This window comes from Elusimicrobiota bacterium (assembly GCA_016182905.1).
Lineage (GTDB): Bacteria > Elusimicrobiota > Elusimicrobia > UBA1565 > UBA9628 > GWA2-66-18.
Window position 1 is genome coordinate 72,930 of record JACPFR010000019.1, and the last position, 25,726, is coordinate 98,655.

Annotated in this window: 21 protein-coding genes; 1 reads left to right on the forward strand and 20 read right to left on the reverse strand. The window is 69.3% G+C overall.

All coding sequences use genetic code 11. The annotated features are described in order from the left end of the window. Window positions 1-36: 36 nt before the first annotated feature. The 17 genes from HYV14_07660 to HYV14_07740 form a co-directional block, all read right to left on the reverse strand. On the reverse strand, window positions 37-4,887 hold the full coding sequence (locus tag HYV14_07660) for an MFS transporter (GenBank protein ID MBI2385874.1): 4,851 nt from the start codon (window positions 4,885-4,887) through the stop codon (window positions 37-39). A 92-nt stretch (window positions 4,888-4,979) separates the two neighbouring features. After that, on the reverse strand, window positions 4,980-5,324 hold the full coding sequence (locus HYV14_07665; protein ID MBI2385875.1) for a hypothetical protein: 345 nt from the start codon (window positions 5,322-5,324) through the stop codon (window positions 4,980-4,982). Then, complete coding sequence (locus tag HYV14_07670; GenBank protein ID MBI2385876.1) at window positions 5,321-5,611, reverse strand: hypothetical protein; 291 nt, start codon at window positions 5,609-5,611, stop codon at window positions 5,321-5,323. Before HYV14_07670 ends, HYV14_07665 begins: the two co-directional genes overlap by 4 nt. An 18-nt stretch (window positions 5,612-5,629) precedes the next feature. Next, entirely contained in the window at window positions 5,630-8,032 is a 2,403-nt protein-coding gene (locus HYV14_07675) for a hypothetical protein (protein MBI2385877.1), read from the reverse strand. Window positions 8,033-8,164: 132 nt separating this feature from the next. Further along, complete coding sequence (locus HYV14_07680; GenBank protein ID MBI2385878.1) at window positions 8,165-8,755, reverse strand: BON domain-containing protein; 591 nt, start codon at window positions 8,753-8,755, stop codon at window positions 8,165-8,167. Between the two features lie 95 nt (window positions 8,756-8,850). Continuing rightward, the gene (locus HYV14_07685) at window positions 8,851-9,390 is read right to left on the reverse strand and encodes an SRPBCC family protein (GenBank protein MBI2385879.1); all 540 of its coding nucleotides are present in this window, start codon (window positions 9,388-9,390) and stop codon (window positions 8,851-8,853) included. A 19-nt stretch (window positions 9,391-9,409) separates the two neighbouring features. Continuing rightward, window positions 9,410-9,880 (reverse strand): SRPBCC domain-containing protein, encoded by a 471-nt coding sequence (locus tag HYV14_07690; protein MBI2385880.1) that lies wholly within the window; start codon window positions 9,878-9,880, stop codon window positions 9,410-9,412. Continuing rightward, window positions 9,877-10,833, reverse strand: coding sequence for an SRPBCC domain-containing protein (locus tag HYV14_07695; GenBank protein ID MBI2385881.1), 957 nt, complete (start codon window positions 10,831-10,833; stop codon window positions 9,877-9,879). The genes HYV14_07690 and HYV14_07695 overlap by 4 nt, the downstream gene beginning before the upstream one ends. Further along, the gene (locus HYV14_07700; protein ID MBI2385882.1) at window positions 10,830-11,462 is read right to left on the reverse strand and encodes a dihydrofolate reductase family protein; all 633 of its coding nucleotides are present in this window, start codon (window positions 11,460-11,462) and stop codon (window positions 10,830-10,832) included. Before HYV14_07700 ends, HYV14_07695 begins: the two co-directional genes overlap by 4 nt. Next, on the reverse strand, window positions 11,459-11,950 hold the full coding sequence (locus HYV14_07705) for an SRPBCC domain-containing protein (protein ID MBI2385883.1): 492 nt from the start codon (window positions 11,948-11,950) through the stop codon (window positions 11,459-11,461). Before HYV14_07705 ends, HYV14_07700 begins: the two co-directional genes overlap by 4 nt. After that, window positions 11,947-12,276 (reverse strand): helix-turn-helix transcriptional regulator, encoded by a 330-nt coding sequence (locus HYV14_07710; GenBank protein MBI2385884.1) that lies wholly within the window; start codon window positions 12,274-12,276, stop codon window positions 11,947-11,949. Before HYV14_07710 ends, HYV14_07705 begins: the two co-directional genes overlap by 4 nt. Before the next feature lie 104 nt (window positions 12,277-12,380). Further along, window positions 12,381-14,933: a PD-(D/E)XK nuclease family protein gene (locus HYV14_07715; protein ID MBI2385885.1), complete on the reverse strand. Its 2,553-nt coding sequence runs from the start codon at window positions 14,931-14,933 to the stop codon at window positions 12,381-12,383. 1 nt (window position 14,934) lies between these two features. Further along, window positions 14,935-17,220, reverse strand: a complete 2,286-nt coding sequence (locus tag HYV14_07720; GenBank protein MBI2385886.1) for a hypothetical protein — start codon at window positions 17,218-17,220, stop codon at window positions 14,935-14,937. Window positions 17,221-17,376: 156 nt separating this feature from the next. Beyond that, window positions 17,377-18,657 carry a M28 family peptidase gene (locus tag HYV14_07725; GenBank protein MBI2385887.1) on the reverse strand — a complete coding sequence of 427 codons (1,281 nt, stop codon included), beginning with the start codon at window positions 18,655-18,657 and terminating at the stop codon, window positions 17,377-17,379. 109 nt (window positions 18,658-18,766) lie between these two features. After that, window positions 18,767-19,438, reverse strand: coding sequence for a CPBP family intramembrane metalloprotease (locus tag HYV14_07730; protein MBI2385888.1), 672 nt, complete (start codon window positions 19,436-19,438; stop codon window positions 18,767-18,769). A 3-nt stretch (window positions 19,439-19,441) separates the two neighbouring features. Continuing rightward, window positions 19,442-19,600, reverse strand: coding sequence for a hypothetical protein (locus HYV14_07735; protein MBI2385889.1), 159 nt, complete (start codon window positions 19,598-19,600; stop codon window positions 19,442-19,444). 59 nt (window positions 19,601-19,659) lie between these two features. Continuing rightward, complete coding sequence (locus HYV14_07740) at window positions 19,660-20,343, reverse strand: hypothetical protein (GenBank protein ID MBI2385890.1); 684 nt, start codon at window positions 20,341-20,343, stop codon at window positions 19,660-19,662. Window positions 20,344-20,555: 212 nt separating this feature from the next. On the opposite strand from HYV14_07740, the gene HYV14_07745 reads away from it, so the two are divergent. Beyond that, window positions 20,556-22,220, forward strand: coding sequence for a hypothetical protein (locus HYV14_07745; protein MBI2385891.1), 1,665 nt, complete (start codon window positions 20,556-20,558; stop codon window positions 22,218-22,220). On the opposite strand, the gene HYV14_07750 is transcribed toward HYV14_07745, so the two are convergent. The 3 genes from HYV14_07750 to HYV14_07760 form a co-directional block, all read right to left on the reverse strand. After that, entirely contained in the window at window positions 22,217-24,433 is a 2,217-nt protein-coding gene (locus HYV14_07750) for a hypothetical protein (protein ID MBI2385892.1), read from the reverse strand. The two genes, HYV14_07745 and HYV14_07750, sit on opposite strands and share 4 nt — an antisense overlap. 118 nt (window positions 24,434-24,551) lie before the next feature. After that, window positions 24,552-24,722 (reverse strand): hypothetical protein, encoded by a 171-nt coding sequence (locus HYV14_07755; GenBank protein ID MBI2385893.1) that lies wholly within the window; start codon window positions 24,720-24,722, stop codon window positions 24,552-24,554. A gap of 17 nt (window positions 24,723-24,739) precedes the next feature. Then, window positions 24,740-25,564 carry a hypothetical protein gene (locus HYV14_07760; GenBank protein ID MBI2385894.1) on the reverse strand — a complete coding sequence of 275 codons (825 nt, stop codon included), beginning with the start codon at window positions 25,562-25,564 and terminating at the stop codon, window positions 24,740-24,742. Window positions 25,565-25,726: the final 162 nt, after the last annotated feature.

Sequence of the window (25,726 nt, forward strand, 5' to 3'; positions counted from 1 at the left end):
TCGACGGAACTCGGAGCGACGCGAGCCATATCTCGGTTATCGCGTCTTGCGCTTGATCGGGAAGATCAAAGCGGGAGCGAGGAAGTCGCACAGGGCGCACAGGACCATGACGCCGCCCGTGATCCACAGCACGGTCATCGTCGGCAGGGAGGCCATCATCAGGCCGACGAGCAGGACGCCGATGATCGCGAAGACCAGCTGGTAGAAGTACATCGCCGAGTAGATCTTCCCCTGGCTTTGATTATAGGACCCGGAGACCACCTTGGTCGTGAGGCTCGTCCAGACCACGACCCCGGGCGCGCCGAGGAGCGCGGACAGGAGCATCAGGGCCGCGGCCAGCTGCAGGTGGCCCGTGAAGAAAAGCGCGCCGTAGGCGAGCCACGACAGGCCGTGCAGCCAGGAGGTCCACTTGCCCTGGCGCTCGAGATGGTTCATCCCGATCGTCGCGTCCTTGTAGGCCCCGGCCAGGAGCTTCGCGCCCCGCAAGGAGGCCCAGGCGCGCAGGTCGCTCGCCGCGCTCGAAGACTCCAGGAGCGCGAGCGCCTCCGCCTCGGCGCGGCCCAGCGCCGCGCCGACGGCGCGCGCGGCCTCGGCGACGAGGTCGGACCCGAAGCGTTCGGTCGAGACGGCCGCTCCGCCTTGGGCCCAGTCCGCCTTATAGCGGGCGAGCACCGCGGGCGCGGCGCCGCGCAAGGCGGCGGACGCCGCGTCGAGCGCGCCGCCGTCCAGAGCGGCCTCCCGCGCGGACAGCTCCGAGCGGAACACGCGCGCGGCCGGCGCCAGCGCCATCTGCTCGGGGTCGCGGAGGAAGGCCATCAGGCCGGAGCCGACGCCGGAGCCCAGCGCCGCCGCCGCGAGGAAGAGCCCGAAGGAGCCCGGACCGGCGTGAAGCACGTCGGCGATGAAGCGGGGCAGGGCCGCGAAGAGCAGCGCGTCGCCCGACATGACCGCGACCGTCGTCGTGAGCAGATAGAGGCGCAGGAAACGGTCCGCCCAGATCGTCTTGAAGCCCTGGATGACCTCGTTGAAGACGCGCCGCCGCGCGACGGCCTTGACCGCGAAGCCGCCGAACGAAGCGGGCACGACGGCCCGGGACGGATCGCCGTCCACCTCGACGAAGATGGCCGGGCGCCCCTCGATCTGCCCGGCCGTGACGCCGCGGAACTCCGCGCCGGCGACGCCGTCCTCCTTCAGGCGCTCGGACAGCTCCCGGCGCGCGGACATCATCTCGTCGCGAGGAAGCTTGAGGAAGAGGCCGTAGCCGACCGCGGCGGCGAGCAGCAGGACGCCGTAGACGGCGTAGGACATGGCGTTGCCCGACAGGAGCCCGAAGCGGGCGCCGACCGCCGCGATGAACGCGCCCGCGAGCAGGGGGCCGACCACGCCGACGACGTTCATCACGATCGTCGAGACCGCGTTGGCGCGGTTGTAGTGCGCGACGTCGCCCGCCAGGATGCGGTTGAAGGCCACCGAGCCCGCCGTCATGCCCGCCATCTGGAGGAAGCCCGCCGCCGCGACCAGGCCCGTGAAGAGCGCGAAGCCGAAGTAGCCGGAGAAGAACAGGACCGGGACGAGCAGCATGAGCACCGAGCGCCCGAGGTGGGTCCAGATGATGACCTTCTGCGTCGAGGTGCGGTCGACCAGCGGGCCGGTGGACAGCGAGGCGGCGGCCTGCGCGCCCCAGTTGATCGCGCGGTTGTAGCCAAGCTTGGCTGCGTCTTCCTTCGACGGCGCCACGAGTCCCGGCAGCGCCGTGTAATGGAAGTTGCCGCCGAGCAGCTGGAGCGCCTGGCCCGCGGTGTAGATCCAGAACTGGCGGTTGCGGTCCTCATCGGGGAGCACGCGCAGGGAAGCCTTCAGCTTGGCCCATGCGCCCCGAAGAAGACCGCCCCCGATTCTCTCGGAGGCGGGTCCGGCGTGCGGAGCGAAGGAGACCCGTGGTCCCCCGCCTCCGCCGTCCTCGGGCGGCCGGGGCTTGGGCTTGATCCCCCGCATCGCCTCGGACATGTCCCACAGCTTGCGGATGCGCACGCCGGTGTTCGGATGCGTGATGAAGAGCTCGAAGATCAGGTCGTCGGCCCGGGTCGGCCCGCCGGCGGCGGACTTCTTCGGGAGCGCGCCCGCGGTCTCGAGCTGCTCGAGCGGGTTGACGATCATGATGTGCTGCAGGGACGCCGCGCGCGGGATCGCGACGCCCGGCAGGCGGAAGCCCGACGGCGGCCGCCAGGTCGTGAGAAGGCCGAGCGCCAGCGCGAGGGATTCCGGGTCCTCGCTCAGCAGCGCGCCGTCCTCGTCGGCCATGCCCTCGTTGTTGCGCGAGGACGCCATCTGCAGGACCTGGAGCACGACCGGGGCCCACAGCGCCGCGAACAGGCGGAGCAGGGCCGGCAGCGACTTGATGATGACGCCGGTCGAGATCGGGTCGAGAGACTCGACCTTGGCGCCCGGGCCCTCGGTCCTCGCCTTGGCCGCGTCCTCCTGAGCCTGCTTCGGCCGCATGCCGAGCGCCTTCTGCACGAGGATCTGCGCGTGGCCGACGGCCCACATCACGCCGTAGGACGCGAACGCCACGCCGGAGGCGATGGCGCCGCCGATGGAGCCGGACAGCATGTGCCGGTCCATCACGTGCGAGAACTCGTGGCTCAGGACGCCGCGCAGCATGCGCACGCCCAGCGCCTTGAGCTCGGAACGGTCGGCCTTGAGCACGGCGGCCGCGACCTGCGACGGGGTCGCGTCGGCGGGGACGCCGGTGACCGAGCCGGCGATCGCCTTGCGGAACACCTTGAACTCCTTGGTGCCCGCGTCCGAGGAGGCGATGAGGCGCACCACGCCGTCGCGGACGATCTCGGGGTCGAGGGTCATCGCCTTGATGCCCTTGGTCACGCCGACCATCGCCGCGAACGGGCTGCGGCCCGTCGCGTAGGCGTTGGGGGCGTCCATCGGGTCGATGACCATCTCCGGCATCGGGATCTCTTTTTTACCCCTCGCGCGGCGGCCGGCGTTGATCTTGTCCCGGAGACCCTCCATGATCTCGAAGAACTCGGGGTCCTGCTCCTTCGTCGTGGGCTGGGCCTTCATGACGAGCTTGATGATCTTCTTGGCGAAGAAGAAGGGGACGAAGGCGAGCACCGAGGCGATGCCGAGGTTGGTCAGGAGGCTCGTGACGCCGAACACGGTGACGGCGAGCAGGACGCCCGCGCCGGCCATCGTGCCGATCATGAGGAACGACTTCGCCCAGTAATGGAACGCGGGCCACTTCGGCGGGGCGTCGTTCAGCTTGTTGGGGTCCTCGACGGGAGCCGCCGCCGTGGACGGGGCGGGCGCCGACTTGGGAAGGATCCGGCCCAGGAGCTTCTCCGTCCAGACCGACATGCGCTCGCCCGAGAAGGCGATGACGAGGAAGGTGAGCGGGCTGGCGAAGCCGGTGAAGGCCGTGTAGGCGAGCAGGCCGAAGTAGAGCCGGTTGAAGGTGACGTAGCTCAGGATCTTCTTGACGAAGCTCCAGACCGAGTTCACCTCGATCGTCGTCGCGGCGTTGCCGGAGCGGCCGCCGAGCAAGGTCCACACGCCGAACGCGACGTTCGTGTAGACGGCGGAGTAGCCCGTCAGCAGCGCGAAGACCACGCCGATCATCACCCACTGGAAGGACGGGAAGCGGATCTTCTGCATCGAGCCGGGCACTGAGAAGGGCGCTCCCGTCTCGGCCGAGTGGATCAGGCGTCCGAGGAAGAAGGCGATCGTCGTCATCACGGGCAGGACCATCAGGCCGACGATGGGCGCCAGGCCGATGAGACCGGCCACGGAGGCGGCGCCGACCACGGCGGGAGTGATGCCGAGCACCGCCCAGGTCAGCACGGCGTCGGCGAGCGAGGAGCCCCCGAACCAGCGGCCGGCGGAGAGGGCGGCCAGCGGCAGGGCCGCGGTCAGCAGGCCCGCGCCCGTGAGGACGACCGCGGCGCTGGGCACGGCGATGAAGACCGCGCCGGCGAAGGCGCCGAGCGAGAGGTCGAGGATGGTCTTGACCTTGTTCAGGCGCGGGGAGTCGCGCCTGGCGAGGCGATAGCGGGCATACAGCGCGAGCGGGAAGAGCAGGACGCCGGAGCTGACGGCCCAGACCGCGGCGACGGGCACGACGCCGAAGATCGCGGGCAGCAGCGCCACGGCGGCCATCTGCAGGCCGACGGTCAGGACGGCGCCGGCGGCGACAGTGGCGGCCATCTTGAGCGCGCCGACGAGCGGCGTGCGGCGCGGGCCGTTATCGGGCGCCTTCGGAGAGGGGACCGAGGCGCGGGAGGAGCGGTCCGACACGGAGGCGGGCTCGAGCCCCGCGGAGAGGATCCCGGCCGGCGGCAGCCCTTCGACGATCGGCTCGCGCTCGCCGGACTCCTCGAGGCCGAGGAGGCGGTCCATCATGCGCGCGGCGGCCCAGCGGCTGCTCGACGCGGTGCCCTTCTCGATCGAGCCGGCGGCCTCGGCGACGTCGACGCGGGCCGCGGCGAGGCTCTTCGCGTCGGCCGTGACCGGTCCGCGGGACTCGGGCTTGGCCGCGGCGGGCGGGAGCGTCTCGGCGGCGAGCGGCGCGGCGATCGCGAGCGCCTGGCGCTGCTCGACGGGCGAGGAGGCGGAGATCGGCGCGCGCTGATTGGCGGAGGGAACGGGGCTGTTCGCCATCGGCGCGGACAGCGCGCCGCTGAGGGCCGGGGCGGTCAGGCTCATCGCGGGCATCGAGAGCTGGGGGATGGCGGAGGCCGCGGCGGCCCCGGCCGAGGCGCCGGAGACGCCCGTGACCGCGCCCGAGATCGCGGAGGAGACCTGGGACCACGCGGGCAGCGGCGCCGAGACGAGGATGAGCGAAAGCGAGACGCACGCCGCGAGGAATCGTTTCATGGCCGGATACTATCAACTGGGCCGGGAACGGGGAGGGGCCCAACGACCCAGTTCCTCGACGGCAAGCGGCCCGTGAATCGTTGGGCCTTAGGTCACGGATGCGCCGCGCGGAAGGCGGCGAGGACGTCGGGCAAGGTGCGGCGCGGGGTGTCGTAGCGGACGAGCAGCTGCTCGTTCTCGGTCAGCATGTCCTTGGCGGCCTTGCGCGCGGCGGCGAGGTCCAGCTTCTTGAGGAACAGCACGGCGGGACCGTAGTAGAACTTGAGCCCGAGCCGCGTCAGCTCCTCCTTGAACCAGGACGGCGTGGCGGCCAGCAAGGTGAACTGGCGGCCGTCCTTGAGGTAGACCTCGATGACCCCGCTCCCGTGCTCGGGGCGCGCGGGATCGGTCAGGTGCGTGAGCTCGATGTGGCCGACGGGGCTGGAGACCGGGCTCACTTCCTTCTCCGGTGGTAGTAGCGCAGCCAGTAGCCGCCCATCTCCGCGGCCATCGCCTCGACGGCGGCGCGCACGGTCGCGGGGTCGAGGCTCGAGACGAACAGGACGGGCTCGGACCACCAGGCCTTCGACTTGGAGCCGGCCATCCACGACTCCGCGCGATCGAAGGTCGCGACCTTGAAGGTGGAGCCGCCGCCCCCCTCGAAGGCGACCGTCAGGTCGCAATCGCCCGAGGAGCAGTCCGCGGGCGGCGCGAAATCGATGGACGCGATCTTGGGGCCGGGCATGCCGCGGATTATACCGGATTACGCGGCGGGCTTCTTGGGCTCGGGAGAGCGCAGGCTCTTCTCGGGCAGGCCCGGAAGCCAGCGCGGCGCGAGGAAGAACAGGACCGCGGCGGCGACGTAGACCGCGATGATCGGCGTCAGCGCGCTCGGGAAGGCCGGGTCGCCGTAGGCCTTCGTCGTCGCCGACAGCAGGCCGTAGCCGAACGAGGTCATCGCGTTGAACAGCGAGCTGCTCACGCCGAAGGTCTGCGAGACCATCTTGGGGTCGGAGTTGCCGCTGATGTAGGTGTTGATCGCCGAGACGAACGGGCCGACGAACAGGCCGAGCAGCATGACGGACGCGAAGATGCCGGGGTAGAAGCCCCACGACAGGGCCACGCCGACCGCGGCCAGCAGGCCGACGCCGAAGAACTTGATCCAGCCGCGGTTGGTCAGGCGCGAGGTGATGGCGATGAGGGCCATGCCGACCGCGACGGCCCCGGCGACGGCGAGGAGATTGCCGGGGAACAGGCGCACGCCGGCCCAGATCGCGGCCAAGGTCAGCACGCCGGCCTGCAGCAGCCGCTCGGCCGCGACCGTCTTGCCGATCAGGGGGATGCGCACCTCGGGCAGGCGCGCCATGCTCGCGTTGGAGAGCAGCTGGCCGAAGAAGAACGCGCCGAGCAGCTGGCCGTAGATCAGCGCCTTGGCGCCGAGCGAGGCGGCGATCAGCGGCATCGCCAGGTTCTGGAAAGGATAGATGAGGCCGGCGGCCAGCGCCGACAGCAGCAGGGCGTTGCGGATCTTGGGCGTCGACATCACCGTCTTGAAGGTGGCGGTGCGGGAGATCCAGTACACCAGCGCGGCCGCCATCCACAGCGGCGAGCCGATGCCCGTGCCGATCAGCGGGAGCGCGATGGGCAGTCCCCACGCGTACACGCCCATCGTGCCGGCGAACAGGGCGATCTCCTTCCAGAACTTCTTGACGAAGGCGGCCGCCTTCTTCGCGAAAGGCTCCGCCGCCGCCTTCGCCGCGCCGGCCGCGTTGGCGACGATGTTGGCGATCTTGGGGATCTTCCACATGTTCAGGCCGATGAGGGCCACGTTGACCGCGGCCGAGATCCAGAAGGGCATCATCGGGCTCATCGCGTCGACGACGCCGCCGATCTGGCCGATCGAGCCCATCAGCACCTGGAGCACGAAGTAGATGGAGAAGCCGATCGTGGTCAGGTTGCCGATGTGCAGCCAGCTGCGGCTCTGCTTGGGGTCGGTGATCGCGAAGCGGCGCGTGTAGGCGGTGCGGCTCGTCATCAGCAGCGAGAACTGCCAGCCGTTGGCGATCGAGGCGATCAGCAGCGGCCAGAAGCTGATCATGCCGGTCAGGGCCATCACGGGGAGCGCCACGGTGAGGACGGCGCGCAGGGCGGAGAGGATCGCCAGGCCCTCGCGCGGGGCGAAGCGGTTGGCGATCATGCCGGACAGCGGCCCGAGGGCGATGGCGGCCAGCGGCCCGAGGGCCATCAGCACGCCGTAGGTCACGGCGCCGACGGCGGGGATCACGACCATCGGGTAGGCGATCGAGGTCATGATGAACACCGACATGCTGATCGCGTCCTGGATGTACATCCACTTCAGCGCGCGCGCGCCGGTCGCGGCGTCGGGCGCGGAGGGAGCGGGCGCGGGGACCTGCGGCTTCTCGTCGGCCGCGGCGGCGGTCAGGAACTTGTCGCCGGGCTGCAGGCCCGTGCCGATCAGCGCGACGGGCGTCGGGGCCGTCGCGGTCTGAGCGGAGGCCTTCGCGGCGGGGACTTCGTTGGCGACCGCCGTCCCGGCGGGCGCAGCCACCATCGAGCCGGACGCCGCGTTGTCGCCGGTCAGGCGGCCGTAGATCGTGCGCGCGCCGGTGAAGAAGGCGTCGAGGATGCCGGTCTTCTCGGTGTCGGCGGCGGCGGAGAGCTGTTCGCCGGCGAGCGCGAGATGAGCCTTGGCGTTATCGGCCGGGGCTGCGTCGTCCCGGGTCGTCGCCGCGCCGGCGGGAACGATCGCGGGAGCGGATTCCGTGGGCGTACCGAGCGCGCGGGCCGCGAGGGCCTGGGCGGCCACGGCGGACACGGGCAGGGACGGGATCGCGGCGGCGGCGCCGACGGCCGACGGCGTCAGGGCCGCCGGAGCGAACGCGGGAGAAAGCGTCGGGACCGGGGCGCTGAACGCGGGAGCGGAGAGGCCGCCGTTGAGGCCGGGCGCGAGGAACGTCGCGGGCGAGAGAGGCGCGATGCCGACGCCGTTCGCGCCGTACGTCGGGACCACCGGGATCCCGCCGGAGCGGCCGGCGGCGGCGCCGTTGACGACCTGGGCGGCCGCCTGATAGGAGACGAGACCCGGGGCGAACGCGAGGGTCAGGAAAGAGAGGAAGCCGGCGAGGACGCGGCGCGTGTTCTTCATCTATAGAGATGATAACCGGACCCGGGCCGCGGCGCGTGGGCCCTCGGGTCCCCCCTACGGCAACAAGAGGCCTAGGCCCCCTGGGACCCGGGAAAACGGATCGGGATCAGGCCGGCGCCCGCCCGCTGCTCCTCACGGCTTAGCCGCCCCCACCGTGATCTGATTGACGATCTCCTTGCCCCCCGCCGCCTGCGACGCCCTCGCCCCGGCCGCGTCCTTCTCGGCCTGCGTGGCGACGACGCCGGTCAGGACTACTTTGCCGTTCTTACGGACCACGTCCAGGTCGCGCACGGCCGGCCCGAGGTTCATCCCGGTCGGCCCCGCCGTCGGACGACGCATGACCGCGTCCCGGATGGCGCGCAGGTCCTGCCTCTCCCTGCGCCGCTCCTGAGACTCCTCCTGACGCTCCGTCCGCATCAGCGGGGCCTGGGAAACGCTGCCCGCGCTCGGGGCGCCGGCCGCGCCCGGCGCCGGCATCGGGTTCGGGACCATCGGAGCGCCGAGGACGCCCGGATTGGCCGTGCCGGGCAGCGGCAGGGCGGGATTAGACTCGCCGAGACTCGGGGGCCGGGTCGGGGCGGCCGGCGGCTGCAAGCCGGGCGCCGGCGAGGTCGACGTCGTCGTGACCGGGCCGGAAGACACTCGCGGAGCGGAGCTCAGGACTTGCGCCGGCGCCGCGAGCGGAACGGCCGACAAGATGAGGAGCGAGGCTCGGATCTTCATGATGACCTCCGTGGTTCCCATGAAGTCTGCCATGCGCGGCCAAGTCCTGGCGATGGCCGGGGCGTAAATTCGATGTTGACGGACTGGGACGCCTCTCAGGGCTTCTCGGCCAGGACCTTCAGGTCGCCCAGGCCCTTCTCGAACTCGGCCCCGATCATCTTGTCCATATCGAAGAAAACGTACATGACCTTGGAGACGAACGGCATCGGGCCCTCGATGGACCAGGCCACCTCGCTGCCGCCCGCGACTGGGGTCACCTCGTATCTGGCGACGTTGCGGCCTTCCATGGGGCGCAGGAAATGAAGGTCCATGACGACCTTCTTCGGGGCCTCCGCCTCGACGATCTCGAGACGCCCCGCGCCGATGTCCTTGTTGCCGTCCCACTCGTAGACGGCCCCGACGCCCTTCGCCGCTCCGCTGAAAGTCTTCTTCAGCTTCGGGTCCTTCTTCTCCCACGGCGACCACTCGACCGTCCTGCGCGGGTCCTCGAGCCACGGGAAGATCTTCGCCGGGGCGGCGCCGATCGTCACCTTGCGCTCGACGCGGAACTCGTCCGGCTTGCCCGCGGCCAGCGCGAGCACGACGACGACGGCGAGCGCGACGGCGGCGCCGGCGATCTTCAGGATATTGATCATGTCCGTGTCTCCTCCGGTCTCAGGCGAAAAGAGCGTCGAGCTTCTCGAGGCTCTGGGTCCAGCCCTGCTCCATGCCCGCGAGCGATTTCGCGAACCCGGGAGTGGTCTTGAGGACGGTGACCTTGAGGACGAGCTCGGTCTTGCCGCCCTTGTCGGCGAAGGTCACCTCGTTGAGATTCTCGTGAACCAGGACTCCGTCCGCGCCCGTGATCGACGCGGTGAAGACGATCCGGTCGAACGGGGAGACCTCGCGGAACTCCCCGCCCATCGGATACGGCTTCTCCCAAGGAGAGCCCTTGGGGCCCTGCATGTACACGACGATCTTCCCCCCCGGCCGGGCATCGAGCTCGACGACCGGCGCGGTGAAGCCGTGAGGACCCCACCACTTCGCGAACTCGACGGGGTCGATCCAGGCCTTGAACACGCGCTCGCGCGGAGCGTCGATCAGGCGCTTGAGGACGAGGCGCGGCTCGGCTTTCGCGGGGGTCATTTTCCCTCCTTGAGAAAGGCGTCGAGCCGGTCGAACGAGCCGCCCCAGCCCTGGTTCATGCCGGACATGCCGTCGGAGAAGGTCTTGAGCTCGACCGCGGACGCCTCGATCGGCGCCCAATACAGGGAGATCAAGGTCTTCGGGCCGAAGTCCTGGAACAGGACGGTCGTCAGCAGCTTCTTCGGCCAGGTCGGCGCCAGCGGATGGACGCCGAGGCCGCGGTCCTTGTCGGAGAACCGCTGGAGGTAGACGAGCTTCGCGGGCTTCTCGATCTCCTGGTACGTCGCCAGGCCCCACATCTCGACGCCGCCGCTCCTCATCGCGTAGTGGTAGCTCCCGCCGACGCGGAGGTCGAGGTCGGAATGCGTGGTCTCGGCGCCCTTCGGCCCGAACCAGGCGCCCATCTCCTTCGCGTCGGTCCACGCCCGCCAGACGCGCTCGCGCGGCGCGTCGACGAGCCGGAAGATGACGAACTGCCCGGCGACGTGCGCGTCGAGGCGGGAGAGCGTCTGCTGGCCGCCTTCGATCGCGCGGAACTCCTCGACGGCCCGCTTCTTCATGGCCGCCGTCATGCACTCCAAGCGCATCGTGAGTTCGGTCTTATCGCCGACCGCCTTGAAGGTGATCGTCGAGACGAAGCCCACTCCCTTCTCGTCGAACTCCTTGCCGCCGCCGTTCTTGACGACGATCTTCTTCTCGGGGACGATCTCGACGTACTTCGCCGTGTTGAGGTACTTCACGCCGTCGGGACCGATCATCACGTGCTTCCAGATTCCCCCCTCCTTGAACTCGCGCGAGCGGGTCTCGTCGGAGAAGCCGTGCGGCCCCCACCACTTCACGATCTCATCGTTGTCCGCCCAGGCTCGCCATACGCGCGGCACGGGCGCGTCGATGAGGCGGGTGATCACGATCTCGCGGTCCGCCGTGCTCTCCGCCTTCTTCGTGACGCTCATTCTGCTCTCCTTAATGTGCGCGGTTTCTGGCTCGACTCATAGTCCCGTCTCTCATAGGTCACCAAGACGGCGCCCGTGCCCGTCACCCGGCTTGAGGACAGGCGGAAGCTCCTCAAAGACCCGTCGGCATGGAAGGGCCGCTTGCCGCCGCCCAGTATGACCGGTGCGACCATGAGCCGGAGCTCATCGATGAGGTCCAGCTCGAGGAGATTCCGGACCAGCTCCGGACTCCCGATCGCGAGGAGGCTCTTGCCGTTCTCGCGCTTGAGCGCCGCGACCGCCTCCGCGAGCGGAGCGCCCAGGAGTCGCGAGTTGGCCCACGGCAGCGGCTCCCGCAGCGTCCGCGACGCGACGTGCTTCGGAAGGGAGTTCATGGGCTCGGAGAGCGTCCGCGGCGCGTCGGGAGCCTTGGGCCAGTAGGCCGCGAAGGTCTCGTAGGTGCGCCGCCCGAGCACGTAGCCTCCCGCCTCCCTCACGTTCGCAGTCACCCAGTTCATGGCTGTCTCGTCGAGGTAGCGCACGTTCCAGCCGCCGTGCTGGAAGCCGCCGCTCGTGTCCTCGTCCGCATAGGCGGGCGCCTGCACGACGCCGTCGAGGCTCATCCACTCCGTCGCGATCAGCTTCCTCACCGCGTCCTCCGCACGACGGAGGCGAGCTTGTCGAGCACGAACGCCCACCCGGCCTCCCACCCAGCCTCCACCTTCTCCGCCAGGAGCGGATCCGCCGCGACCCCGTCCAATCGCTCGTTCAGGAGGGTGAGCGTCGTGGCGCCTCCCGGCGCCTCCTCGAGCGTGACGGTGAGCCTCGTGTCGTAGACGGGACCCGCCAGCCGCTGCGGGCCGACGAAGGCCCACCGGAAGACGATGCGCCGGTCCGGGATCAGCTCGAGTATCTCGGCCTCGAAGCCTCCGACATCGCCCTCCGGGCCCGCATGCCAGACGCTGAAGCGGCCCTCGACCCTTTCGTCCACCTCCACCTTTTTCGCGGTGAAGCCGGGAGCCATCCAGCGCCGCACCATCCGCGGGTCCAGCCACGCGCGATAGACCCGACTCGGCGGCGCAGGAATGGTGCGCCTCAACCGGACCGCCGGCAGCTTGGCTCCCTTGGGGGTCGTCATGGGTTCTCCTTGAGATAGAGTTCGAGCGCGTCGAGCTTCGCGTTCCAGAACTTGCTATGGGCCTCGATCCAGGCCTCGGCTTCCTTCATGCGCTCGCGCTCGAGGCGGCAGTGATGCTCGCGGCCCTTCTTGACGCGCGAGAGGAGGCCGGCGTCCTCGAGCACGCGCATGTGCTTGGTGATCGCGGGCGCGGAGACCTTGAACGGCCTGGCGAGCTCGGCGATCGTCGCCTCCCCCGTCGACAGCCGGGCGAGGATGCCGCGGCGGATCGGGTGGGACAGCGCCCCGAAGGCGAGGTCGAGCCGGCGCTCCTGATAGTTAACCATTGGGTGTAGTATAAGACATGCGGCAGGATTTGTCAATGGCGGGGCGTCTCAATAAAGCGCCCCGGCGGGGGTTCCCCGCCGGGGCGGCTCGCTCCGGACCGCGCCTACTTCTTGGCCGCGACTTTCGCCTTGGGCTTGCGCTTGACCTTCGCCTCGGGCTTCGGGGCCGGCGGGGCGTTGTGCCGGCGGATGCGGTTCATCACGTTGCGCAGGAAGCGCTCGAACTTGATCCGCGTCCACTCGTTGAGGATGGGCTGGTAGCCCGCCGACGGGTAGATGAAGCGGATCTTGTAGTCGGACACCTTGCGGCGCTCGCCGTTGGCGCCGTAAGGGACGGAGAGCGTCGGCCACATCTTGCGCACGGCCAGGTCGTAGAGCTGGACCTGGGTGTCCTTCTCGAGGTTCTGCAAGGTCGGCGTCTGGCCGGTCTTGAAGTCGACGACCGCGACCTCGAGCGTGCCGTCCGGCATCTCGCGGGCCACGACGAAGTCGAAGATCAGGCGCAGGATGTCCCGGTTGTCGGGGACGCCCTTCTTGTAGTTGTCGAACACGAGCATGTTGGACAGCTCGGTGCCGACGGCGATCGGGTAGACCTTGAGGATGTCGGCGGTCACCGCGTGCATCGTGCGCATGCGGCCCACCATGACCTCGTGGAAGCCGGCCAGGTTCTCGCCGGGGCGGTCGATGTTCCGCCCCTCGCGCTGGGACTCCTCGTGGAGCCAGATCTTCTCGGCGGCGGCGACGGTCTCGTCGGCCGACGGGAACACGCCCGAGTTGCGGTACTTCCACACCGCCCAGTTGAACGCGGAGTGCATCACGTGGCCCATCATCATGTAGATGCTGCCGCCGTTGAAACCGCCGCCGACGCGGTCGGGGTTGTAGATGAAGCTCGTGATCTTGGACGCCGAGGCCGCGAGGTCGCCGGGGCGGTTCTCGCGGTACGGCCCGAGGATCGCGGCCAAGGACGCGTCGGCCAGCTCCGCGCCCTGCTGCTCGAGCAGCGCAGAGGGCTGGACCGAGCCCTTCGTCGCGGCGAGCAGCGCCTCATCGCGGGAGATCGTCATCATGTCGCCCGGGTTGACGTACAGGCCTTCCTGGTCGCGCAGGGACTCGAGCAGGTAAGGCACGGCGCTCGCCAGGTTCTGCGGGCGCACGATCAGGGCCGACCGGCCGTTCTTGGTCCCGACGGAGAACTGCCAGGACTCCACGGGAAGCCCGTTGCGCGCCAGCGCGCTCTTCAGCGCGGCCATCGCGCCCTCGGCGCTTTCGCCCTTCTTAAGGTAAGCGACGAACTCGGTGCCGTGGGAGAGCGTCTCGCCCTGCATCCCGGACAGGCTCGCGGCGAAGCGCATCAGCTCCTGCTCCTGGTTGGAGAAGCGGCGCGAGGGCAGATAGCGCGCGAACGCGCCGTCGTAGGACTGCAGCGCGTTGCCGTCGTCGGCCAGGACGACCATCTTGTAGCGGGAGATGTTCTCCTTCTGCTTCATGCTGAGGCCGCGCGTGAGCTGGTCCTCGACCGAGCCCGGGGCGTCGTTGGGCTTGTCGGACAGGAGGACGAAGTACACGCCGGACTTCATCAGCTTGGTCATGTCCTCGATCAGGGGATACGGCACGCCGTCCTTGAAGAGGCGCATGTCGAGGAGGACGACCTTGGGCGTCATGTGGTAGAGGCCCTGGAGCTTGGCCGGCAGCTCGTACGGCGTGCGCGCGACCGGCGTATAGGTCTCCTCGTCCTTGTTCTCGGGCAGCAGACGCGCCTGGTTGAACGGCATCACGCGCACGACGCGGACCTCGGAGAGCTGGGTCACGACGCCGGACTGGCCGCGGGTCGTGCGGTCGTTGCGCTCGTTGAGCTCGGCGATGAGCTTGGCGCGCAGCTTGTAGATGGACTTGCCGCGCATCATGGATCGAGAGTACACGCCTTGAAAGTCCTTGAGCGTCATGCGGTTGATCGGCACGGTCCGGGCGTAGGTGACCTTGGAGACGAACATGCCCTGGCCGGCGACCTTGATGACGATGCTCTTCTTCTCCTCGAACTTCTCCCAGTAGCGGCGCGAGCCGTTGCCGAGGACGGGGCGGACGAGCGCGTAGACCTGGTCCTTCTTGATGTCGACCTTCTGCTTGCGCGTGAACCACAGGGCGAGGTCTTCCTGAACGTTCCTGTCGGAGATCTCGCTCGTGACGGTCTCCGGCTCGACCGGCTCCTCGAGCGCGGGGCGGACCTTCGCGCCGTCGAAGCGGCCGGCGGCGGCGGGCGCGGACTCGAGGGTCGCGGGCATGTCGCGCAAGGCGTTCAGGGCGCTCAGCTTAGCGGGGGCCTCGGGATCGACGGGCTTCTGCGCCGCGGGCACGACGCCGGCGGGGACGGCGGCCTTCGCCGCGGCGGCCGCGACGGGCCTGAGCGCCAACGGAACGGGCGACACGGCGGACGGCGCGAGCGCCGGAGCCGACAGGACGGGCGTCAGCGACAGGGACGGCGCGCTCAAGGATGGAGCGGTCACGGACGGGGCGGAGAGCCCCGCGCCGAGCGAAGGGACTACGGTCGGAGCGCCCGCCGAGGCGCCCGGGACGGAGACGCGCATCTGAGCGAACGCCGACGACGGGGCCAGCAGGGCCGCCGCCAGGACGACCCGGAGCAAACGGGCCGCGAGCTTCATGTTATTTCCCCTTCGCGGCGGGCTTCGCCGCCGGCTTCTTGGCGACCGGCTTCTTCGCGACGGGCTTCTTCGCCGGAGCCTTCTTCGCGGGGGCCTTCTTCTTCTTGAGGTCGTCCTTCGTGGCCTCCTGCTCCTGCTCGGCGTAGTAGGCCTGGTACTCGGCGTCGGCCTCCTCGCGCTCGATGGCGGAGATGATCTCCTGGACGATCGGGCCGTTGACGGTCTGGTTCTCCTCGAGGCGGAGGAAGTCCTCGGCCTTGAAGATGTGCAGGCGCGCGCTGGTGCGGTACTCGAGCTGGACGTTGAGGCTCTCGATGACCTTGCCCTCGGGCGAGCCGTGGTGCCATTTGCCGTCGGGGCCCTTGCGGGCGTGGCCCTTGAGCATCGCCATGGCGAGCACGCGGGCCAGGAACTCCTCGCCGTCGTCCGGCGTCTCCTTGCCGGTGCGGTAGGCGTAGGCGGTGAGCGTCAGGCCCTGCGCCATCTCGAGGCGCATGACGCGCGGGATGCGGGTGTGGATCTTGTACAGCTTGCCCGTCGCCGCCGACACGAACTCGAGCGTGATCAGGCTCTTGCGGTCCGTCGAGAGGCCGACGTAGTTCTCCTGGACGTTGCGGGCCGCCCGGGTGTAGTCGCCGAACTCTCGGAAGTAGAAGTTCGTCAGATACGAGTTCGCGTACTCGAGGTAGCCCTTGCTCTGCGCCTTCCAGGCCGGGGTGCTCATGATCTTGGCGAGCCCCTTGTTGACGTAGACGCCGTGCTTGAGCGGCTGATACCACATCGCGCGCAGCTGCGCCTGCAGGACGGTCAGCTTGGCGAGCTGGTGCTGGCCGCGGAAGATGTCGTCGTAGAGCTGGGCCATCAGGCGGAACATGATGGTGCCGACATACATGGCGAACATCTTGTTCGTCTCGCGGTCGCCGCCGGCGCGGCGCACCGAGCCGCCCCCGCCGCTGCCGCCCACCGCGTCGGGCTCGTAGGAGCGGGAGCGCTGATGCGACGGCTCCCAGTACTCGACGTACTGGCGGAGCTTGCCGAGCTTGAGCGAGACGCTGCCGAGCGCGCGGTCGCCGAGGACGGCGCCGAGCACGTTCTCCATCGCCGCGCCGCCGCGGACCACCTGGATCTCGGAGTTCTTAGGGAAGGAGGTGGAGAAGCGCGGCGACTTGACCGAGTCGGACAGGATCAGGAACTTCTCGGGAGACTGCGACAGGTTCTCTCCGGCGAACTGCGTCTCGAGGGCCTGCATCACGCGGGCGAGCGAGAAGCGCAGCGGCATCGAGTGGATGATCGCGGCACCCGGGACGTTCGGGTGCGCCTCCGCCTTGTAGTCGAGGCCCGCGGCCTTGAACCTGCGGTTCAGGGCGTTGATCTGGGCGTTGGGAGAAGGCGACACGGACTTCTCGTCGAGCTTGACGGTGACGGAGAAGGCCTCCGCCTCGGTCGGGACCGCCTCGACGACGCTGGCGATCTTCTTGATCTTGGCCAGGGCCTCGACGGGGAAGGCTCCGACGCTCTCGATGAGCGGCTTCGGGTTCGCGGCGCGGCCGTGCAGGGACACCTTGCCGCCGTTGTAGGAGACGACGATGACGGGGTTGTTGCGCGACTGCTTGACGCGCTCCATCAGGATGGAGTCGGCCGAGTCCGCGCCGCGGTGCGGGCGCCAGGTCAGGAACACCACGTGCACGCCGGCGTCCACGAGCTTGTTGACGTACTCGACGGTCTTCTCGGACACCGGGCCGGAGAACACGTCCTGGATGAAGACGACGCGCGGGTAGAGCTGCGCGAGCGGGGCGCCGTTATGGGCAAAGGGGACCGAGGCGTCCTCTCCCTCGACCGCGCCGCTGCCGGCGCCGCCATCGAAGGCCTTATCGGCGGCTTCCTTGGCCTGGTCCTGGTTCTTGGGCAGGTTCTCGTCGCCGATCGCGGCGGCGAGGCTGCGGGCCGAGGCGAGGGCGTTGACCGGCTCGGCCTTGACGGGCGCGGCGGCGGGAGAGGCGACGGCCTTCGCGGGGGCGAGGGCGATCGGGGCGCTCAGGGCCGGCGTCAGGGCGCTCGGGGCGGCCAGGGCGGGGGCCAGGGACGGCGTCAGGCTTCCCTGTATAGAGGAAACCCCGCCGGTGAGGGCGGGGTTGATCGCGGAAGGCGAGCCGGTAAGGGCTCCGCCCGCGGGCGCATGGACGCCCGCTCCGCCGATGCCGCCGCGCACGACTTGCGCGAAAGCCGGCGCGGAAGAGCCGCTCAAGATCACAGAACAACAAAAGATGGACAGAACTTTCTTCGTCATTTTTCTCTTCACGATATCCCCGTGCATCGTTCGAGTCTCTTGCGTCCTGGCCGCCATAGTATCACAGGCCCCTGAACGACCCCGCGGGTCGAAGGTCCCGAAAACGCGAGGGCAATGGTCCCAAAATTTCCTGGGCCCAGGATCCCGCGCGGCTCATCAAATGTCTCTCCGCCCGACGGGGCCAAGAGGGGTCCGGTCCAGCGACTTGATCGCCTCGAGCACCAGCATGTACGCGTTCTTGTAGTGCTTCAGGCTGAACGCGGCCATCGTGTCGCGCTCGGAATGGATGATGTCGAAGATCACGTCCTGCGACGCGCCGTAGAGGGTGATTGCGGGGATGCCCGCGTCGCGGAAGGTGGAGGAGTCGGCGTCGCCGCCGTTGAGGTAGTCCTCCTTGCTCGCGTGCCCGCTGTCGCGCGAGACCTGCGCGAAGCGGTCGAGCAGCGCGCGGGTGGAGTTGTTCTTCCAGGTGAAGGTGCCGTCCACCGCGAGCGTGTCGAGGTTGATCATCGCGTCGATCTTCGCGCGCTTGGACTTGTCGAGGGACTTCACGTACGCCTGAGAGCCGTACAGGCCCTCTTCCTCGCGGGCGAAGGCGACGAAGACGAGCGTGGCGTCGGTCTCGACGCCGTTCATCGCCTGGTAGAGGTTGGCGACCATCGTGGCCCCCGTGCCGTTGTCGATCTTGCCCAGGCCCTCGCTGACCTTGTCGTAGTGGCCGCCGATGACGATCACGCGGTCGGTCTTGCCCTTCTTGGTCACGATGATGTTGTTGCGGCCGCGGCCGGCGTCCTGCAGGACGATGTCGGCGCCGGCGGCGCCGCCGAGCTTGAACAGGTCGATCATGAACTTCGCGCGCTCGGGGTTGGTCGAGGGCAGGCGGTCCATGCGTCCGTGCATGTCCTCGTCGCTCGGGATCGCGCCCTCGGGGCGCGTCCCGCGCTCGGACTCGGAACGGCGCAGGGCCGTGAAGCGGCGGCGGGCCTCTTGGACGAAAGAATCGGAGGATGGAGCGCTGGGAACGGAGACGGCGTCGGGAGTCGAAGCCGCCTTGAGCCCGTCGAACGCGGCGCCGAGAGCCGGAGCTTGGCTGCGTCCTTCGGACGCAGCCGCGGAGAGAGTGCCGGACAACGTTTTTGCCGCGCGGAGCGCGGCGGGGGCCGCGGCCGCGACCGGCAACGGATGGAGCGCGGCGGGGACGAGCGCATTAATAGGAGTCGGGGCGATCGCGGGGGCGGCCAGAAGCGGGGTCAACGACAACGGCGACAAAGTCGGGATCGACAGATTGCCGCCGAGCGCGGGAGCCCCGGGAACGATCAAGGTCGGGGCGCCGACGGGCATACGCGGCGCGACGACGGTGCCGACGGTCTGCGCGGACGCGGACCCGGCCAGGATCAGGGAGAGGAGTGCGGCGATAGAGGCATCTCGGCGTTTCATGACCCGAGTCTACCACCCCCCGGGAACCCCCCCGAGGTCCTAAGGGCCCGTTTTCACGACGGGAAAAGGCCTAGGGTTTGCGGGCGAGAAGGCCCAGAACGGCGCGCGTTCAGCGCGTCAGCAGGGGCAGGACGTACAGGATGAGGCAGTTGTTGACGACGTGGCAGGCGATCGTCGCCGAGACGGACCGCGTCCGGCGATAGATCAGGGCGAGCGCCAGGCCGAGGATCCAGATGGCGGGCGAGCTCAACGAGCCGGGATGCTCGGTGACGAAGAGCAAAGTGGCCGCGAGCATGCCCGCGTAGGGCACGGCCTCGTCGAGGCCCTGCTGAAGGAGGCCCCGGAAATAGATCTCCTCGACGACCGGCGAGAACACGGCGAGGCCGAAGCCCAGGGCCAGGTGCGCCCCCGGGCCCGGCGCGCCCTGGAGGTAGGTCGCGACCGTCGTGCTCGACGCGGCCGCCTGGGGAAAGAAGCGGTGGACGATCAGGGCGTTGACGCCCGCGACCAAGACGCCGATCCCGGCGCCGGCCAAGACCGCGCCGCGCGGCCACGCGAGAGGGAAAGCCCGGCTCCGGTCGAGCCTCAGGAGGCCCGCCGCCAGCCAGGCCAGGACGACCATCATCCCCCCGTCGCAGGCCATCGCGACCAAGGCCCGGGACTGCTCCGACGGCCCGGCCCCGGCGACGGCGAGCACCCCGCGCGTGAGGAAGAGCATGCACGGGACGCGCACCGCGATCACGCCCGCTATCCCCAGGATGACGGCCGCGGATCTTCTCATCGGCTAAGCCCGGAAGCGAAGGAGAAAGCCCGCCGCGAAGACGAGGAGGAACGCGCCCGCGGCGGCGCCCGCCGCTCCGGCCGCGCGGTGACCGAAGAACGCGCCGACGCCGGCGCTCGCGCCGGCGGCGAGGATCCGCAACGATCTTTTATCGATATCCATGGTTCATCCCGGGACGGCCGCCGGGAGGACGAGCCTCCCGGCGGCGCATCGCCTATATCTTATTTCTTTGGATACCGGGCTTCGGCGTCTTTCTGAGCCTGGGTTCCCTGACGCAGCTTCTCGTCGTTGCGATCGCGGAGCCTGTCGCCGAGCTTGTCCATCCCCGAGTTGAACTTATCCTCGGCCTTGCTGCCGGCGAGGCCGCCGAGACCCGCGCCCACGGAACCGGCGCCCGGGACTCCCGTCATCTCGCCCGCCGCGCCGCCGGCGATCGCGCCGGCCGCCGCGCCCTTCTCGCCGACGAGGATCAGGCGGGCTCCCTTCTTGGGGTCGTACGGCTTCAGGGCGGCGACACCCGACGGGGCCGCGCCCCAGGCGCCGGCCGTGACCGCGCCGGCGTCGGACTCGCGGGACTGAACGGCGTCGAAGAGGCCGTTCAAGGCCGCGCCCTTGGCGGACATGTCGTCGCCGCCGAGAACGCCGCTCAGTTCCTTCATACGATCGGTGCGCCAAGGCAGCGGCCGCGGTTCGCGGGCGTCGTCCTCGACGCAGATGTAGCGTCCCTTGTACTCGTCGAAGACCCGGTGCGTGCCCTTGGGGCAGGAACCGGGACGAGGATAGGGCTGCGGGCAGTATTCTTCGCGGCAGCGGTCGTCGACGACGGCGGGCACGGACAACGCGCGCGACGGCGCGGCGGCGAGGATCATCGGCATCAGGAAGACGAACGACATCAGGGATTTCATCGGCTTACACCTCCGGTTTCAACGTCTGCGCCGGGACATGCCCGGCAGAGACATGATAGGCGCGGAGGCGACGAGCCCGCTCGCCGGATTTTCTTCCGGCTCACGACCGCTCACGAGTCGTGATTTCACGAGGGGAAAGGCCCCGATCCGGGGCTCACGAACGCCCGATTTTAAACCTTGAAATACGGCCTAATAGGGTCTACACTGCTGGCATGAGGCTCCCCTCCCTCATCAGGCTCCTCGCGTTCGCCGTCCTGCTCGCCGCGCCCGCGGCGGCCGGCGTCGTCTCCGCTCCCCTCACCCCCGCGCTCGGCCTCGCGCGGACCGTTCCGGCTTTCCGCGAGTCCATGATGTCGCAGATCCAGTTCGCGACCTCGCTGAGCGCCCAGTCGGCGCCGACCTTGGCGCCGCTCCTGACGGCGGCGCCGTCGCGCGTCGATCCTTACCGCGCCGAGTCGGGACGCCTGGTCGCGGCCTTGGCCGCCCAGCCCCAGGCGCTGGCCGCCAACCAGGAGTCTCTGCGGGCGGCGATCGGGGACCACGGCGTGGACCTCCTGCTCAAGGCGTCGGCCCGGTTCCAGTCGCACGCGGAGGCCCATCCCGAGCTGCGCACGCAGCTGGAGTCCTTGCGCCGCACGGTGGACCTGACCGACCCGGCCTCGGGCCAGGACATCTCCCTGCGCCTCAACGCGATCTTCGAGAACTCCTCCCTCCACGCGTCCGCGGACGCGTCGCCCGTCTCCGATCCCGGCGGCGCGGCCAAGAAGCCGCTCGTGGGCCTCGGGCGGTCCGGGATGAGCGACGACGAGCTCGAAGCGTACGTGATGAAGAACGCGGTGACGAGCCCCCGCGGCCTCAAGCGCGTCAACTTCGCCTCCGGCGACTACCGCCCCTCCTACGACGCGGCCCTGCGCAAGCTGGGCGTCGAGATGGTCGTCATCAAGGCCCCCTCGCGCGCCGAGGTCGGCCGGTTCTCCGAGGAGGACGGCTATCACCTCAAGTCCGAGTACGTGCGCTGGGTGACGCCGACCCACACGCTCGAGGAGCACGACGCGATGCAGCCGCACCAGCGCAACCGCAAGAGCTTCCACGACATGCTCAAGGCCAGCGCCGGGCTCGCGGTGAAGGTCGAGCCGCTCACGCTCGAGAAGTTCGACGAGTGGTACCCGATCTACGAGGACGAGGTCGTCAACAAGCCGGGCGGCAAGCGCAACGTGGCGCGCGACTGGGCGCGCAAGCTGCAGGCCGACGGCCTGCTGGGCGAGCGCTGGGCGGTCTTCTATTACGACCCGAAGGAGCCGGAGCGCATGCTGGGCGGGGTCCTCATGCGCGCGTGGCCCGAGAAGGGGATGCTCGTGGGCAACTTCGCGGCGTACCGGCCGGCCCTCAAGGACGCGAGCCCGTCGGTCCGGACCTTCTCCGAGGGCCTGAAGCTGGCCAAGACGCTGAACCTCCCCGTCTTCAGCCTCGGCCAGGACACCGATTTCTACGGCTTCGACTACAACATCGGCCTGATGGCCAACAAGGCGACCTTGCTCATGACGCCCTACCCCTCCGAAGGGGTCATCCTGATGAAGGTGCTCGACACGACGAAGATCGCCGAGAACAAGAACAAGCAGGGAAAGAACGCCGGTTATTTCTTCTTCGGCATAAAGCGGGACGGCCCCTTGGTGGAGCGCTATCTCGCGGCGCGCGAGAACGGAGCGGATCCGGACGCCGAGGATCTGGTCGGCGGGCGGTACTTCACCCCCGAGGCGCTCCCGGCGGCGGACGCCACGACGGCGTGGCACTTCGAGAACGACGACCCCAACCCTCCGCGGGTGCCGTCCGGCATCGCCTTCAACCGCCGGAAGATGGCCCCCCCGTCCGAGCGCTAGGCCGGATCGAGACGGGCGGCCAGCTTCGCGAAGTCCGCCAGGTCCGCGCGCGCGTCCGCGCTCCACTCCGGCGACTCCTTGCGCAGGCTGTCCGCCACGCCGCGCAGCACCCCGTGCTCGAGGCTGCCCGAGCCGAGCTCGCGCAGAAGATCGGCGAACGAGTACAGCTGGATGTGGCGCAGGTCCTTGTAGTCGCTCGTCGTCAATTTCTGGACGAACCAGCGCGACTGGCGCTCCCACTTCTCCAGGTTCACGCGCCGCTGGTCCCCGCGCCCCGACTGGAGCGTGTACTCGGCGCTCAGCCACAACGAATGGAGATAATACTCGCTGTTGAAGCGGCGCGCGTCGCGGTCCTTCTTGAGGCGGCGGATGTAGGCGTCGACGGCGGCGCTGTCGCCGGCGTAGGCGACGCCGCGGGCGCAGGTGAAATTGACGAGCTCCGGGAAATCCCGGGGCCGCGCGGCGATCCCCCGCAGGAACTCGCTCGCCTCCGGCGACCCCAGGCAGCCCAGCGGCTCGAACAGCTCGCACATGACGCGCGCATGGCTCGCGCTCTTATCGCGCTCGTAGTCGCGCCGGACGTCCGCGAACACCCGCTTGGCGGACTCGAAGAACTTCCGCCGGGACTCGTCGTCGAAGCCCGCGAACGCCTGGATCAGGAAGTTGAACGACTGGAAGCTCATGGGCGACTGGCATTCCTCGCGCAGGCCGGCGGCGTCGCCCTGCAGCGCGAGGACGACCATGTTCTTGGCCGCGAAGTAGCAGCCCAGGCGGTAGTCGAGATGGAAGGCCCCCGTCTCGGCCTCGTATTCGAGGAACGGGATCTCGCGCAGGGCCGCGAACAGCTGGACCTTGCGCTCGAGCAGGAAGGGATAGTGGCGCCCGACGACCTCCAGGATCGCGTCGGGCGTGACGCGCCAGCTCTTGCGGCCGTTGCGCTCTCCGTCGGCGCTTCGTCCCAGGCGCACGAGCAGGCCGCGTAGGATCTCGACCGGCAGCGGCTCCCCCTCGCGCGTCTTGCCCTTCTCCCAGCGCAAGGTCTGCTCGACGAAATACTCCAGGATCTCGTACTCGTTGCGCGGGAACTTGCCCTTGTTGTGCAGGGTGAAGTAGACGGCGAAATTCCAGGCGGTCAGCCCCGTGATCTGGAACGAAGCCATCTTCTCGCGCAGGAAATCGGGAGACAGGCGGCTCAGGTGGCTGAGCCCCTCGACGAGCGCGCGCGCCCTCGGCGCGCCCTGGCCGCGCTCGGCGATGCCGCCGAACAGGGCCTTGGCCTCGGAGGTCCCCCACGGCGGGAGGTTCATGATCTTGAGCCCGCCGCCGAAGATGCGCTCGACCGGCGAGAAGGAGAAACGGTAGTTATAGAAGCGGTCGCGGCAGGTGAGGATGCAGCGGTTGCGCGACGCCATCCCCCAGAACGACCACGCCGCCGGGTTCGACAGGTCCTGAAGCTTCAGGTTCTCGTCGAGCCCGTCCAAGATCATCAGCAGCCGGCCCTCTTTGAACAGGATCTCGAGACGCGCGCCCAGCCCCGCCGGCACGCCGGGAAGCTTCTCCCACTCCACTTCGCCCGCGGGGCCGAACTGGACGTCGGCGGCGGGCACGAACAGCGGGTGGGACCAGCCCGCGCCGGGCGCGGATTTGAGCCGGCGGAACGCCTCGCCGGCCAAGGTGCTCTTGCCGATGCCCGACGGGCCGACGATGATCATGGAGCCGCCCGAGGGCGACGCGGCTTCCGCGAGAACGGCCTGAAGGGCGCCGCCCTTGCCCGGCGCGTCGCCCCAGCGGAACGGCGGATCGATGAAGACGCTGCCCGGAAGCGGCGCCAGGTCGGAGAAGAGCTTGAGCGGCTCGTTGGCGCGGCGCGCGACCGCCTCGCGCTGGCGCTCCACGCATTGCCCCATCGCCTGAGGCCCGCCGCCGCCGGTGCCGGCGCCGATCAGCTTGCCGAAGGAGCGCTGGACGCGCCCGGGGGCCGCGTCGAGCTTCTCCCGGAACGCCTCGAGGGTCTGGGCCTGCTTGGCGCTCACCGTGAGCGTCCCCTCGTCGTAGGAGGCGACGAGGCGCACGCCGTAGCGGCGCCCGTCCAGGTTGAGCTTGGAGACGCGCTCCTCGAGGCGGTGCCAGGCCTTGCGGCCGCCCAAGGGGCCGAAATGAGGCTCGAGCTCCTCTCTGGTCCAGCGCAGCTCGACCCGCGGAGATTCGGACATGCCATGATTCTAGCCGATTCGAGGCCCGCGGATAATCGTAATCTGCCCATCAGGGCTGCCCGAACTCGGCCGGGGCCCGCGATACGCGGGCCCCGGCCTTGCAGGTTCCCTGCCCGCCTCACGCGCGCGCGCGCGCGACGGCCTTACCGACAAGCGCGCCCGCCACGATCATCGCCGGTCCCAGCGCCAGGCTGACTCCGGCGGACACCGGCAGGTACAACTTGACGACCAACGCCGCGACGGCGCCGATCACCGCGCCCGCCACGACCCACGACGTGTCTTTTTTCATAGCGTTCTCCATGCCGTTCACTTCTTGGCCTCGCGGCTGCGGCGGTCGCGCTCCGTCGCGTCCTTGCCGTTCTGATAGCTCTTCTCGTCCTTCTCCATCTTCTCCTTGATGTCGCTGGCGTGCCCGCTCAAGCCGCCCGCGATGGCGCCGCCGGCCCCGCCCAAGGCCGCGCCCGGAGCGCCGCCGATGGAGCCGCCGATGGCGCCCCCGGCTCCCCAAGTCCCGGCTTCCCGCTGCGCGTTGTCGTGACGCAGCGGATTGGCATCCGTATCATTGCCGACTTTGATGAGGCGGGCGGAACCGGCGGACCTCTCCATCGCCGGAACGGCGAAGTCCCGCTTTTCAGGCCGAGAGCCGAACGAATGCCCCAGCGCGACGGGATTGGGGCGGGATCGCGGCCCCGCGCCGGCCTGAACGGGCACGGCCGCCGAGGCTGTTTGAACGAGCTCTCCGTCGAAGAGCGAGCCGAGTCGCGAGAGCGCGGCCGCGGCATCGCCCTTTCCGAGGGACTCCTGAACCGCGGACGATCCGTCGGAAAGCCCGCTTATCGGCGAAGCTTCATCCCTGAAAGGCCCGTAGCCGCGAGCATCGTCCGGCAGGCAGCGGCACGATCGCCCGTCGAACCGGTAGCCGTCCCTGCAATCGACGATGACCGCAGGGCAGGCCGTGCTCGTCCATTCATCGCGAACGCAGCTGCACGACCGACGGTCGAAGCGCTCGCGAGCCCCGCATTCCATCCCACGGTCATCGCACACGGCCGGAACCGAAAGCGCCTGCGCGGGAACGACGCTGAGCGCGATCATGATCTGCGCCAGAATACCCTTTATGTGCTGCATGTTCATCCACCTCCGAGTTTTAACGACTGCGCCGGGCGTGCCCGACACATTCATCATACCGGGGGAGGCTGTCCAGGAGATCCGGGGAATCCGCGGGCGCTCACGACGGCTCACGACTCGTGATTCCCCGAGGGGAAACGACGGCGGATGGGGCTCACGAAAGGAGAA